Raw genomic sequence first — 14,140 nt, 5'->3', positions numbered from 1 at the left:
TATGAAAACAAAATTATTCATCTGCCTTTTGGCAGCGATTGCCTTTGCAGCCCCCCTATTGGCCCAGCAGCAATCACAGGTGTTTGATGTTACAGATACCGCACCACTTACACTCAACGGTTTAACTATGGGCTACCATATTAACAGCGAGGAAGTAAAAAAAGTGAGCGACAAAGGCGATTTCAGCCGCTTTTCGGTTAAGTTTTTTGTCACCAATACCTCCCCCGAATCAAAGATCATTTTATACCGTACCGGTTTTAATTTTCTTAATGAAATTGCACCCTACATCGTGCAGTTTAATGTGTTAAATGCCACAGGCGCCCGGCTCACCAGTAAGGAGGCCTTACTATCGGCCAATCCCTGTACCATACTGGCGCGCGTGGATGATAAAGACCCTAAAGACCCCAATAAAACCGTAAAAAACAAACGCTTTGTTGATATCGGCTACTGGATAAAGGCCGGCGAAACCATCAGCACCACGGCCATTGTGATTGTGCCGCTAAACGACAAGCCAAAGGTTACGGCCACCTACCTCATGAATGCGGTATCGCCGGTTGGCACTGTTTTAAACTCCGCTAATTATGGCACGCCATCGCCACCACCGGGATATGGGCAGGGCTATCGCGATGGTTATAACCGTGGAAGTTATTATGACATCCGCAATAGCTGGAAAGGCGTTTACCTTGATAACCGCGCAGGCTTTATCACCACCAACAACACCGAATCGAACCATATGTTGCAGTGGGAGATAATCCCGGTGAACGGAGCAAACTATTACCTGCTTAAAGGCAAGGGCCTTAACGCTTACATCAGCAGCGGCAAACCCGGCAGTGTGGAATTGAACAGCAACACCCAATACGCCGGCACCATGTGGTACATTGAACCGGTGGTAGGATCGGACAGGGTGAAGTTTAAAAATGTGGGCAACAACACCTACCTGAACATGGAAAGCGGCGCCCTGCAAAGTACCAATATATGGGATGATGCCGAAAGCGCACGCTGGGTACTGGAAGGAAGGTAGGAGCCGAAAGCTTAAAGCGGAAAGCCCAAAGCTAATCACCATTTTCCAGGACTATTTTACTACAATTAGTTTATTATAAAACATAAAATCAAAGCTTTATGCCTTATGCATTCAGCTTTTAGCTTAAAAAAAATGAAGAAGATAATATTCATAGTATTCGTGTTTGTTTGGGTTATGCAGGTGGCAAAAGCGCAGCATTATACCCCGCAACAGCTTGACGAGGCTATTGCCCGCAGGGCGGTGGCATTCACATTAAAACCGGATAAGGAAATTGTGGAAACTGATGAACAGATACAGATAAACGTTGAGCTACAGATTTTTCCCGGCGACCCGGCCACGATGAACCCCGGCGATGCCAATTATGGCCAGGATTACCGCTACGATGCCGGCAACCCGGCAAGCGAGCCCTACAAAATAAAAAACTGGAAAATAATGGAGCAAGGCGCAGGCAGCCTTAATGTAAACGACGGTTTTGCTACCTACATGGCCCCATCAACTATCCCGGCAGGACGATGCGCCACCATCAGCGTAGAACTCATCCCCAACAGGCCCGGTTTGGCCAAGATAGTACTGCTGCAAACCATTTATATTGAAGATAACCCCATCGTGTTTTATTTTGACGCCCCAACAGCAGGCATTATGCAGGAAAAATACATCATCAAACCAAATGATAGACAGATGGACCAATTGGCGACTATGAAGTTGCCAGCCAGAGCCAACGCCAGTGCCGCTCAACAGGCAAAACTGGCAGCGTTGCAAGCACAGCTTGCACAGGTAACACAACAGGCACGGGCTGCTACAGCTTCAAAGGGTTTAAATATGGATGTGGCCATGAGCAATGCTAAAGCCATTTACGCCCGGCAAAGCAATATCACTACTATGCAATTCACAGGGCATTTTACGGTGACCAAAAATGCACGCTACGCTGGTGTAAAAGAAATCATGATCACCCTAACCTTTAAAGGCAAGGCCCCGGGGCAGTATGGCTTAAAGCGGGCAAAGGAAAACACGGCTTACATGATATTTATGGATAACAAGCAAGCCTTTGGCTGCGCCAACGACCCAACGCAAAACCCCGGCGAAAAAGGGATTCACTGCGCAGGCGGCAACATTAACATCCTGAGTTTTACCAACGGGGCTTTTAAAGGCCTCGTACACGCCAAACTGGAAGGTTACGGCACAACAGGCACCCTCGACGGCAAATTCGCTGTAAAGCTGGCCAATATGGAGTAGAGAAGGGTAAAGGTGAAGGGTAAAAGGCGAAAGGTAAAAGGTTTTTCAAAACTAATCACAAACCAAGAGCCGAGGGCGGGAAGCTTTAGGGGTAAAGTACAAATGCGGTAATTCGTGTTGTATTTTATGCTTCCTGCCTTTGGCTATTTGTTTTGCTTTCGGCTTAATCGAAACGTCGAATATGTAGTCATTCTGATTGGTAAATTTTGCGAAATTCTAAGGAGGGATGACGTCGCAAAAATGGCTGTCATGGTGAGTGGTAAAATTTCGCGAAATCCTGAAGGAGAAATGACATCGTAAAAAATGGCTGTCATGGTGAGCTTGTCGAACCATTGCGGGCAAATGCCGCTCTGCGCGACCCTTCGAAAGGCTCAGGGTGACAGGCCTACACACCTCGAAAATAGAACATGTCATGGTGAGCTTGTCGAACCATTGCGGGCAAATGCCGCTCTGCGCGGCCCTTCGACAGGCTCAGGGTGACAGGCCCCCCGCCCCGAAAATACAAGACGTTATGGGTAACTTGTTTCAGGATTCCACAGGACGGTAACCAAGATGCTTTGCATTTTGCATGCCGAAACAATGAAGTAAAAAAGGTTAAAAGGTGAAAGGCAATACAACACTAATATCTATTGCAAACCAAGAGCCGAGGGCGGGAAGCTTTAGGGATAAAGTACAAATGCGGTAATCCGTATTGTATTTTATGCTTCCTGCCTTTGGCTTTTGGTTTTAAAAATTTGAAAGGTTCTTTTTTTGAATTTTTACTTTTGAATTTTGAATTTAATACCCCCAGGCCAAAGGTGCATCGGTAGGTTTAATGCCCCAGTTTTTGTTAGGTTTAGATCCCATTACAAATTCAAGTTTACCGCCGCCGGTGATATCATTTTGGGTAATATAAGTTTTGGTATAGCTTTTACCGTTTAGTTTTACCGATTGGATGTATGCATTTTGCTTGCCCGCATTTTTTACGTCAACTGTGAATACTGTACCATCTCCCAGGTCAATCTGCGCGTTTTTTAATATAGGCGAACCGATAGCATAAACTCCGTTGGCCGGGTTAACCGGGTAAAAACCCATGGCGCTAAATATATACCATGATGACATTTGCCCGCAATCTTCATTACCCGAATAGCCCGATGATGAGTTGTTATACAATTCATTCAAAACTTTGGCAACGTACATCTGTGTTTTCCATGGCTGGCCGGCATAATCATACAGGTAAGCAACGTGGTGGCTTGGCTCATTGCCATGCGCATACTGGCCAATAAAACCAGACGCATTGCCATTTACCTCGCCTGGTTTATCTTTTGTAGAGAAAAACAGGTCGAGCTTTTGGTTGAAAGCGGTATTCCCTCCTACTAAATCAATTAAGCCGGATACGTTTTGCGGCACGTACCAAAAGTACTGCCAGGCATTACCCTCGGTATAGGGGCTGCCACCATTGCCACCATAGGCCAGCGCGTCAAATGGTTCCAGCCAGTTGCCATCCTTCTTTTTGGCCTGAAAAAAACCTGTTTTGGTATTGTACAGGTTCCGGTAATATTCAGATCGTTTCATGAAACGGTCATAATCTTCCGTTTTATCCAGCTTTTTGGCTAATTGCGCCACGCACCAGTCATCATAAGCCATCTCCAGCGTTACCGAAACCGACTGCGATTCAATATCTTCGGGAATATACTGGTATTTTTCCCAGGTAGTAAAAGGCGAGCCGGGATGATCTGTTATGGATGAGCCTTTAACCGCTTCGTAAGCCTTCTCCTGGTTAAAACCTTTAATATCTTTCAAAGCCGCGTCAACAATAACAGGAATGGCATGATTGCCTATCATGCAATAATTTTCATCGCCCCATAATTGCCATATAGGCAGGTAGCCGTAAGTATCGTACTGGCGCATCATGCTGTTGATAAAGCCGGCAGTTTTTTCCGGTTGGATGAGCGTATACAAGGGGTGCGCCGCCCTGTAAGTATCCCATAACGAGAAGGTTGAATAATGCGTTTTATCCGGCGCGTTGGCAATGGTTAAATCTGTAGCCTGGTAATCGCCGTTTACATCGGCCATATTATTGGGCTGGGTAAAGGCATGGTACATGCCGGTATAAAAAATCTGTTTTTGCTCCAGGGTACCTTCTATTTTAATTTTGGTCAGTTCATGTTCCCATTGCAGGCTGCTTTGCGTGCTGGTATTATCAAAATCCCAGCCCGGCAGCTCGGCTTTTATATTCATTCGGGCATTCTCGGTACTTACGGGCGATAGGCCTACTTTTACCAATACTTGCTCTTTATCCTTAGTGCTAAAGTTTAAAGCAGCCTTCAGGTTTGTGCCGTTGATGATTGACAGATCGGGATAGCGGTGGCCGCCGCTGGCCAGTACACTACTGGTGAATGGTTTTGAAAATTCGGCATGGAAATAAATTTTCCGCAATTTGGCCCAGCCGCTTAAAACGCGGTAACCTTCAACGGTGTGGTCGTCTATTACACGTATCTGCGCGCTCACAATTTTACATGACCAGTAACCCCGCTTTTTGTCAAGCGAATGGTCCATATCAATAATTACGTGCGATTCATCACTTTTAGGAAAAGTATAACGATGCAAACCTACATGCGATGTTGAGGTAAGTTCGGCATTGATGTTATAGTCCTTCAGTATTACCTGGTAGTAGCCGGGCTTGGCTGTTTCTTCCTTATGCGAGAAGGCAGAACTATAGCCGCTACCAGGCTTATCTGCGCTGCCAGGCACCAGGTTAATTTCACCGGTGGTTGGCATCATCAGCACATCAAACAAATCGGCTACGCCGGTACCGCTCAGGTGGGTGTGGCTAAAGCCGATGATGGTTTTATCGTTATAATCATAACCGGATGCAGGATCATCCGGTGCTTCGCGGGTATCGGGGCTTAGCTGCACAAAACCAAACGGGACAGTTGAGCCGGGAAAATTACTGCCCGATAAACTGTTTTTGTCAACAGCGCCGGTACCTATAAAAGGGTTAACATACTGTACCAAATTGCCCGGGGAAGGTTTTTTTTGGGCAAACACAATGGGACACAAACAAACGAAGCCAATACTTAAAAGTTTTTTCATTAATCAATAGGGTTGATACCGCGAATATACCGCACAAAACCAAATTTAAATGTATCTACATATTTTTTTATACAAATATCATTGGTTCCGTGACGGCCTGTACGGGTAAGCATTTTTATTGATGATATCGGTCGGGATTAATTTATCCCCCAGTCCCGGGAACAGAACGGTGGTTCAGTCTGCAGTTTTGAACCGAACGATGCCTTATTTTTCAGGCTGCTTTTCTGATCTTTTGCATAAAAAATCTTCATTTTATTTTTGTGTAAATAAATGTACTTTTTGTATCAATAAATACACTATTTATTACAAATAAATACCAATTAATTACCTTATTTATACCTATTTATGCATCAATAAAAGGTGATTTTGAAATATAAAAGGAAGCTGGTAAATTTGTAGTGTTTACCAACAACGAAAACCAATTGCTACATCATAACAATACGGTTCACCTGGGTTTAACGTCCTCATCAAGCCCAGTCAAGCAAACCATTTTTATGGAACAGGGGCATCCAAAGAAACACATCGGCCAATAGTTCGGACGGGGGTATTTTATTAAATGATGCCGTCGCGGTTATGGCATCGTACAGGTTATCCCCCGCCTGGCACAACGAAAGCAGGGTATATTGCACTTCGGTAACGTCGGTCATCGTAACCCTGAAATTTTTACGGCTTACTGCGGTGAATGTTTTTTGGGGTGATGGCAGTTCATAATCCTCATCCCGGTAAACCGAGGTAAAAAAAGAGATCATAGGAAAATCCAGTTCCAGCAATCGCAGGCAACCGGGAGTAGTTATTTTAACAACACCAAACAGAATGTCCTGGATACTAATTTCCTGATCATGTTCGGCAACCCCTTCTGTTCCCGGCGCCCGTATGGCTTCCTGCCGGGCACGTTCCAATTTGGCAAATGATATGGGCAGGCTCATAAAATCACTTACATCCGGCCCTTCGCCCGGAGTAACGTGAGGCTTTGTTTTGGCCAAAAACCCGGGGAATGCGGCACCCAGATCGTATAAAGTAAACGAGGTGGATGGATGATATAACAGGTAAGCTTTGGCAAAGCTATCAAACACCTCATCGCCCATAAATTTCCGGCTGATGGCATAATCGGCATACATACATTCCAGCAAGCGCAATAAATATCCCGAGCTATAAACGTTCAGGCGGGTGTAAACCGATGCTGTACCCTCGTCGGCAACCACCACATCTGCTTCGTCAAGGCCGTGCAGATGCCATGCCTGCCCCAATTTTTGAGGCAGGTAGCCCGGCGTCATCACTACGGTTTTGAGCCAGTTTTGCAATAATGCCAATTTTTGATCTTTAACCATTTGCAGCAAGCAATTGAAATTCAACCGGGTTTGATACAGGCTGATGCTCAGATTTATTAACGCCCTGAACAGGAATATTTCCTTTTAAAGCTTCGCGGGCCTTGTAAAGTTCAATCAGCAAGTCAGGATAATCGGGTATTTTGGCGTCCCATTCCAACAGGGTACTTACACCGCCGGTGAGCCTTTGTGCTTGCGCGTATAGCTCCCAAACCTGCGATGGTACTGGCTGATCATGCGTATCTATCAGCAAATCGCCGCAATCGGTAGGGCCGGCAATGTGCATTTGTACAATATGCTCATGTGGCAGATTGTTGATGTAATTTGGCGCGTTAAAACAGTGGTTTGTTGCCGATACAAATACATTATTAACATCAAGCAATAGCCCGCAACCTGTTGTAGTAGCTAATGACGATAAAAAGCCCCACTCAGATATGGTTGATGCTTTAAATTGCAAATAAGTAGATGGATTTTCTAATATAAGCGGTCGTTTTAAATAATCCTGTATGCGCATTACGCGTTCGCAAACGTGGGTCAGGCTTTCCTGGGTCATGGGCATTGGCAGCAAATCGTGCGTATTGGTGTAGGCAACACCCGTCCAGCATAAATGGTCCGATATCCACTCCGGTTCGATAATTTCAGCTAATGCCTTCAGTTTTTCAAGATATTTAAAGTTAATAGGATCGGTACTGCCAACAGACAATGATACCCCGTGCATTACCACAGGTACCTGTTTGCGCACATGCATCAGCACGTGGCGGGCAAAGCCAAAATCATCCATAAAGTTTTCGCTGATGATCTCGAACCAGTCTACCTGCGCGGGGTTATGCAGCAGGTAATTAAAATGCTTGTTTCGTAAACCCACGCCAAGGCCCAAATTTGGCAGGCCGAGGCGTGGTAAATTATTATTATTCATAAAAACAATTTTGTTTAGGTTGACGGCGGAAAGGCCAAACGCAAATCACTTGGCTTTGGTTTTTCAGGTACGGGTAATCCTCTCTTTTCCAAAACTGCCTGATAAGCTTTCCAGGCCACGTCATAAACCAGTTCACCTTTTTCATAATCAAGAATACCAAATGATTTTGGTTTAAAATCGGGCTTGCTGCCAAAATCATATAGTTGCATCCGATACTCTTCTCCATCTTTTAGGGCAGGGTACATTTGTGATGCCGAAATAGGAACAGCGCAGCCACCCAAAGCTTTACAGGCATTATCTGCCGGCGGACYAAAAGGCAAAGCGTTTGCTGCAGGCCATCCGGGTTGTGTTTTATAAAAAGCAGTAGCCTTGCCACCGCACAGCCCGCCACCCGTGGTTTTCTGAACGAAGCCGCAACCACCTTCGGTTTTACAGTCATTTGATCCTTTGCAGGTATGGTAAATTGCCGTTGTTGCACAGGTTTCCGGGTTATCTTTCAACACATCATCCAGGCTCATTCCCTGGCAGGCATGGTAAAGGTGCTGAGTACGGTCTATTGGTTTATCATGCGGCGAGGTTACGCCGAGGCTGATATCCGGCGCCTTACCAAAAACAGCCCAACAGATTGACATCCTATCGCCCGAGCCTCCCATAGATGGGTATGGGAATTGTGTTTTAGGGTTTTTAAAATAATCGTTAAGTACTTTGGTTACACCTGCAATGGCACCGGTAGATGCGCGGCTAAACAGTTCAAAGTTTTTTTCATCTGCATCATTCAGCTTTAACCTGTTTAAAGCACCGGCAATATCACCTGATGCAGGCAGTTGCGGATTGTGTGAGGGATCATAAGCTGCGGTTTGTAATGATTCGGCCGACCATGAATTACCTTTGGCATGCCATTGGTCCCAGGTTTCAATCTGCCCTTCCATCAGCAAATTCATAACAAAAGCAAAAGTTTCATAATGGTCCATTTTTCCAAATGTGTCGCGGGCGTCGGCTTTGGCCGATGGCGCATCGGCACCGGTAGCAGTATATGAGGGATATTTATTCTTCAAAACCGGGCAACTTGGCCTAAACTGGTCTTGCACGGCGCTCAGGTTAACATGCTGATGGGCGCCCTTGCTTTTATTCATCCTATCCAGGATTTGTTTAATTACACCGCCGCCTTCACCCTGGTCGGTAATGCCGTTGATCATGTTCATGGCATCCAATAGGGCAGCTTCCGATTCGGTATTCTGGATACTGGTAGCAATGCCGGGGTATTCATCGTCGCCCGGATCTTGCGGATCTGGTTCTGTTTCAGGATCGAGCCTCTCCGGATTAAAAATTTCCTTTTGTACGGCTACATCACCCCCGCCCTTTCCTTTTTCAAAAACAATATCCCAAAGTGTTGCGCCATCGGTATAGGTTATGGACAGGTAATTCCACAATTGCAGGTACATGTTCCCTATCGATCCAAAGAAAGGTAAATCGGTACCAGGTTTCCAATTATCAAAAGGTGCTTTCTCACTGTATTTAGCAATTTTATCAGGGTCAATCAATTTTTCGGCATCAGTTTCGGTTTGTTCAATGGCCAAAAACAAGCGTACCTGTTCCTTATTCATTGCTCCTGTTTTAACTTTTACCTTGTCAAATGGTGCTACACAATCTTTAAAGTCGAGGATGTGCGGCAATATGGTTTTATCATCGCCATAGCATTTCCAGGCGTAGGTTTCCTCGTCTTGTAAGGGCTCGCAGGTAAACTTAGGGTCGTACCCAACCACTTTGGCCAGGTTTGATACAATTTGGAGGTGCAGCATTTCGGCCACAAAAACACTAAAGACAGCGTTAAATGCTTTTTCATTTGCGGTTGCAGGCTTAGCGGTTGCCGCCATGCCCGGCCAGGTTCGGCCAAGGTAAAAATTATTGCCCTTGCTGTTCATCTCATGCATCCCCTGCAGGGAGTATAACGAGGTCATATACAATGGGATTGTAAACAACTCGACGTTCACGGCAGCCTGTACAATAGCGTGCAGGGCCTGTTCGTCAACTTCTTTAAATGAAACCGGGCGATTTTTCAGCCGGTCGTCATGCGTAAATAGTAAGGTACTTTTCATGGTTAAGTTTTTTAGGTTTTATGTTTGTGGCTTAGTTGGTATTATACCGTTTGATATATCTTCAATTGCTTTTATCCCCGGCAAAAACAAAAACAAGCTACCATCGGTACGTATAAAGCGTTCAAGGCCGGGCATGCGTTTATAGGGCTGATCGGTTGGGCCATCGGGAAGGTAATCAAATTCGTTATTAGGCGCATAATCATTTTTAGAAGGGCCGAATAAAGGATCGACACCACTGCCGTTAGGGCTTTTATCAGCAGACCTGAAACCGCCATGATTAATCCAGGAATCCATAATAAATATAAACTGCTGGGTTAAATTGGCGCATATAAACAAGCCGACCAATCCCCTTTTTATTTCAACCCCACCGTCTTTTTTGGCTACTTCATCGTCTCTGTAATCGGGGCCATACGGGCCGGCCCTACGCATAATCCTACGCGTTTTCGCGTCTGCCGCCGGGCCACTATTGCCTTTCACTTTTTCATCATCCCGCGGATTTGCCCGCCTAATATGGGCTGCATAAGGGCATAGTTGCCCCAAATCGTCGCTTTTCGGTTTCGGTTCGCCCCGTTGATTGGCTGTGGGGGTGATATAATTAAAATTGGTATAATCAAAATCTTTCAAATTAGGGTTCGGCTTATCCGGCGACACTATCAGCGGCGTACCATCAAACCATCTGCCGCACATTTTTGCAGCTACCAGATCAGGAGGTGTACCATCTTCAGCAGAGTTTATATATTTATTAAAAGCGGCTACATCCTGGTATAATAACCTAAAGGCCGCAAAACTGCCATTTTCTAACAGAGGATGAGGATTATACCTTAATGGTTGAGGATCAACAGAAACCTTGGTAATGCCTATCACAAATTGGTTCATTGGCACTACCGGCCTGTCGTCAACAGTGCTTTTGCCAGCACGCAATCTTCCCTGTGTAGTATTCCAGGGCACATCTGTTAGCCGCGGCTGCGAAAAACTGTCTTTATACCCAAAATGGATATAATCATCGCCCTGGGATAACGGTTCTGAGTCTTTTAAAAAAACAGCACTCAAAGCCTTGCCATCTGCATCTTCGGGCACCATGCCCAACAAGGCGTTGTAATAAGTATCAAGGCTTTGGGTGTCATGCGCAAAAAGGGTTAGCTGTATATGCAAATCCGAACCATCCGGGGCAGGGTCAGTATCTTCGGGGATCCAGCCATCATCTTTCCACCATTGGTCGGGTGCGCTTTCGCCGATGTCGCCAAGTCTCTCGGCAGTTTTAATGGCACCTGCTTTAAACGCACTAAAAAAATCCAAACTCCAGGCGCTCACTTTATTGAAGTTCGTTTTAGTTATCATTTTTTCCAGGCCGCTGGCAGTAAAACCTACGTTTAGGCAATAATCGGGCTTTATGCCGTTGTGCCATGGCAAAGCTGTGGTTACGTGCATTGATGCACTACTCCCGGGCAATATATCTTTACAAAACCGGCGCGCCCCATCTACATTGTTTATAGTAAAAATAATATAGCGTACAAAAGGTAAATTATAGCCTCGCAGTATTAAACCCTGTATATCGCTAAGTTTAGGTATAGGCTGGGCAGCGGCATTAATATCGGTTAAATTCGGGTTCATGGTAATTCAGTTTAGTTATAACGCCCCACCTATTACAGTGGGGCAAATTATTTTAGCATTGCTCTGGTGGTACAGAATCTTCAAACTGAATGGCTACCGGTTTTGTTGGCCATAATTCACGTGCATGTGGATAATTTGCCAGTATATTGCCAACAGTTAAACCAGGGAACGTATAACCCAATATAAATTTTTCTTCTTTTGTTGATTTTGCAGCAGCAGGTATAGTTGGGTCCGAAAAATTATAGCGCATCAATAGGCAAATAAACGCCGCCTTATTTAACGCCACCCCACCATTCGCTTTAATCGATACCGCCGAAGTAGGGTCATCAAGGTCAAATATGCCATCTTCATCAATATAATCTAATAAAATATCGAGAAAAAAGGCCACCTTAGGATTATCAACAAATGAGCTGATATAGGGTACAAAATCGGCATCGTAAATTGCCTGCACCACCAATAAGCCTTGCTTCTCCGGCGCTTCAAAACTCTTGATGGGTAAATTTGCCGATCCGCCGGCATCTAAATGGTAAAACATAAAAAAGTGCACACCGGTTAAAGCGCGCATATCCTCATCTGCCTGGACAAATGATTGCTTAACCGATGTTAGGGCTTCGTTAATAAGATGCTTTTTTTTTGCTTTTACGGGCACAAACATAAAAAGCATGTGTTGTTGCTCGGCTTGGTTCAAATGAATAATGGGATCCATAATAATTTTTGCTTGGTTAGTTTTTTGCACCTACTCTTTTAAGGCTTTTCGGTATCTGCCTGTTGGTTTTATCAAAAACAAGGGCAAAGTATTCCCGCTTAGCCTTTTAAAGGCTATGAACAGGTTTTAAAAATTGTACTTTGATATTCTGGTTTATAATAATTTATTGCCGGTTACATTTCCAAACCTGTAACTTATGCTTACTTCATGGGTGGTGATATTTACACCGCCCAGGTTATTTGATGATGTGCCAAACTGGTAGCTATACCCTACCCTGAATACTTTACCAATTACTGATAACATAGCCGCCGCTTTTTTATCGGTACGGTAATTTAAGCCTACGCCCAATTGCTCCTTAAGGTATAATGTGCCCGAAATATTTGCCAAAACTGTTGATCCGTTTACATAACTAACCAAAGTGGCCGGCTTAACCTTTACATCGTCGCTTACATCGGCCAGGTAGGCCCCCGTAAAATAATAATGTGTGCGCAGGTAATTGGCCTGCTGTTGGGATGCCGTGCCCAGGCTACGGATGGTAAACTCGGGAACCGATAAGCCTAAATAGTAATTAGTGCTATACAACATTACCCCGAAACCAATGTTGGGCTTTGTTTCGCGCACATCATTCATAAACTGCGGGTCGGTAGCATCCAGTTGCGAATAGTTGCCCACATAGTTACGCACCCCTAAATTTAACGCAACAGCCAGGTAATCGGTTTGGGTAAGCTGCACTCCTTTAGCAAAAAAAACGTTAGCCTCAATTTGTTTCTCTACCGCAGCCTGGTCATTCAGTACATACACACCAGCCGCGCCGTTGATAGATTCGATAGGAAAATTGGCATTCAGCATGAGGCTGCTTGGTGCCCCATCTATTCCTATAAATTGTTTACGCCCCAGCACACTTACAGATCCGGCCTTATCAAGTATGGAATACGCCGGGTTAACTGCGGTAAGGTTATCTGCATATTGACTGTAGTTATAGATTTGCTGCTGAGCAAAAGCCCTGCCACCTATTGCAAATACAAGCACAAGACATAGCTTTAGTATATTTTTTTTGATGGACATTTTTTTTTGTAATCCTGGTTAGCAATTCGTTTAAGAGGAAAGTATTATAGTTTGGCCATGGGCAGTTTGCCGCGCTATTTTCGGCAAAACCCTGCTTATGAAAAACTTAGTAATGATAGGCCGAATTATTAACTTACCTATGGTGTTTATCCGCCTGATTTGATGCTTTTAGCAGGCTATTTTCACCCTATTACAGCAGGTTATTTACAGTAAAACCCCGGTTGCCTATCTGCTATCAACAACCGGGGTTTATTACAATGCCCTATCGGGCCATACCTTTCCCGGTTAATATTTCAGGATGATATAACCTGTTTTTCGTTTGGTTTCATTACCATCCTTGTACTCTAACGAATAATAGTATGTACCCGGCTTCTGCATCATCCCATTCTTGTTTGAGTGACCATCAAACACGTTACCGTTACTTCCGTAGCCTTTTACATCGTATACCAATGCCCCGCCGGCATTCATGATGCTCAGGCGGTTATCGGCATAATTTTCAATACCATCAATGGTGAACACATCGTTAATACCATCGCTATTTGGTGACAAGGCCTGGTGAACGGTGATGTTTCTGCTGTCAATGTCATTTGATTTTTTTGCAATACCGGTTGGCGGGCTTAAAAGCAATGAATTTAAGGCTATACTACCCGGATCGTTTTTATTTACAACAATGGAATAAGTGCGGATACTGACACCATCCTCGGCTGTTATTGATACATGGATTGTTGTGGAACCGGTTGCATTCAGTGTTATTGGGTCGGATGTAACCCCGCCGGCTACAGGGTTGCCCTCAACCCGTATGACTGCATTTGGATCTAAAGTTGTTACTACAACGCCAACTGTAGCTGTAGTAACCGATACCGAGGTTTGGTAATTTATATTACTGGTACCCGTTGTTACCGACAATGGACTTGACGGGCTTAATGCCAATGAACTTATTGAAGTATTACTTGATCCGTTTTTGTACACGGTAATGGAATATGTACGAATAGTGGCACCATCTTCGGCTGTTACAGAAACATGAACGGTGGTAGCTCCGGTTGCGTTCAGCGTTATCGGGGCAGATGCATTGCATCGGGGCAGATGCATTGC

The 14,140-nt window shown here is 44.8% G+C and carries 10 protein-coding genes; 2 read left to right on the top strand and 8 right to left on the bottom strand.

Annotation, left to right across the window (positions count from 1 at the left end):
- Position 1 precedes the first annotated feature (1 nt).
- Positions 2-1,021, top strand: coding sequence for an RICIN domain-containing protein (locus tag AC1DU2_RS28160; RefSeq protein WP_477388656.1), 1,020 nt, complete (start codon positions 2-4; stop codon positions 1,019-1,021).
- 132 nt (positions 1,022-1,153) lie between these two features.
- Complete coding sequence (locus AC1DU2_RS28155) at positions 1,154-2,254, top strand: hypothetical protein (protein WP_477388654.1); 1,101 nt, start codon at positions 1,154-1,156, stop codon at positions 2,252-2,254.
- Positions 2,255-3,031: 777 nt separating this feature from the next.
- Here AC1DU2_RS28155 and AC1DU2_RS28150 read toward each other — a convergent pair.
- The 8 genes from AC1DU2_RS28150 to AC1DU2_RS28115 all read right to left on the bottom strand — a co-directional run.
- A complete protein-coding gene (locus AC1DU2_RS28150) occupies positions 3,032-5,329 on the bottom strand; it encodes a GH92 family glycosyl hydrolase (RefSeq protein ID WP_477388652.1) in 2,298 nt (765 codons plus the stop codon).
- A gap of 467 nt (positions 5,330-5,796) precedes the next feature.
- A complete protein-coding gene (locus AC1DU2_RS28145) occupies positions 5,797-6,657 on the bottom strand; it encodes an HvfC/BufC family peptide modification chaperone (RefSeq protein WP_477388650.1) in 861 nt (286 codons plus the stop codon).
- A complete protein-coding gene (gene bufB / locus AC1DU2_RS28140; RefSeq protein ID WP_477388648.1) occupies positions 6,650-7,570 on the bottom strand; it encodes an MNIO family bufferin maturase in 921 nt (306 codons plus the stop codon). Before bufB ends, AC1DU2_RS28145 begins: the two co-directional genes overlap by 8 nt.
- 14 nt (positions 7,571-7,584) lie before the next feature.
- A complete protein-coding gene (locus AC1DU2_RS28135) occupies positions 7,585-9,666 on the bottom strand; it encodes a ferritin-like domain-containing protein (protein ID WP_477388646.1) in 2,082 nt (693 codons plus the stop codon).
- Between the two features lie 18 nt (positions 9,667-9,684).
- The gene (locus AC1DU2_RS28130; protein WP_477388644.1) at positions 9,685-11,277 is read right to left on the bottom strand and encodes a hypothetical protein; all 1,593 of its coding nucleotides are present in this window, start codon (positions 11,275-11,277) and stop codon (positions 9,685-9,687) included.
- Positions 11,278-11,329: 52 nt separating this feature from the next.
- Entirely contained in the window at positions 11,330-11,983 is a 654-nt protein-coding gene (locus AC1DU2_RS28125) for a hypothetical protein (protein WP_477366966.1), read from the bottom strand.
- A gap of 153 nt (positions 11,984-12,136) precedes the next feature.
- Positions 12,137-13,048 carry a PorP/SprF family type IX secretion system membrane protein gene (locus AC1DU2_RS28120; protein WP_477388642.1) on the bottom strand — a complete coding sequence of 304 codons (912 nt, stop codon included), beginning with the start codon at positions 13,046-13,048 and terminating at the stop codon, positions 12,137-12,139.
- 285 nt (positions 13,049-13,333) lie between these two features.
- On the bottom strand, positions 13,334-14,140 hold an 807-nt coding region (locus tag AC1DU2_RS28115; RefSeq protein ID WP_477388640.1), incomplete at its 5' end, for a T9SS type B sorting domain-containing protein.

The organism is Mucilaginibacter sp. P4_C11 (assembly GCF_056402115.1).
This window is presented reverse-complemented; position numbering and strand designations above follow the sequence as displayed.

Excerpts from the sequence above, each read along its gene's own strand:
- AC1DU2_RS28130 (WP_477388644.1), bottom strand. The coding sequence starts at position 11,277 with ATGAACCCGAATTTAACCGATATTAATGCCGCTGCCCAGCCTATACCT.
- AC1DU2_RS28145 (WP_477388650.1), bottom strand. The coding sequence starts at position 6,657 with ATGGTTAAAGATCAAAAATTGGCATTATTGCAAAACTGGCTCAAAACC.
- bufB (WP_477388648.1), bottom strand. The coding sequence starts at position 7,570 with ATGAATAATAATAATTTACCACGCCTCGGCCTGCCAAATTTGGGCCTT.
- AC1DU2_RS28120 (WP_477388642.1), bottom strand. The coding sequence starts at position 13,048 with ATGTCCATCAAAAAAAATATACTAAAGCTATGTCTTGTGCTTGTATTT.
- AC1DU2_RS28155 (WP_477388654.1), top strand. The coding sequence starts at position 1,154 with ATGAAGAAGATAATATTCATAGTATTCGTGTTTGTTTGGGTTATGCAG.
- AC1DU2_RS28125 (WP_477366966.1), bottom strand. The coding sequence starts at position 11,983 with ATGGATCCCATTATTCATTTGAACCAAGCCGAGCAACAACACATGCTT.
- AC1DU2_RS28150 (WP_477388652.1), bottom strand. The coding sequence starts at position 5,329 with ATGAAAAAACTTTTAAGTATTGGCTTCGTTTGTTTGTGTCCCATTGTG.
- AC1DU2_RS28160 (WP_477388656.1), top strand. The coding sequence starts at position 2 with ATGAAAACAAAATTATTCATCTGCCTTTTGGCAGCGATTGCCTTTGCA.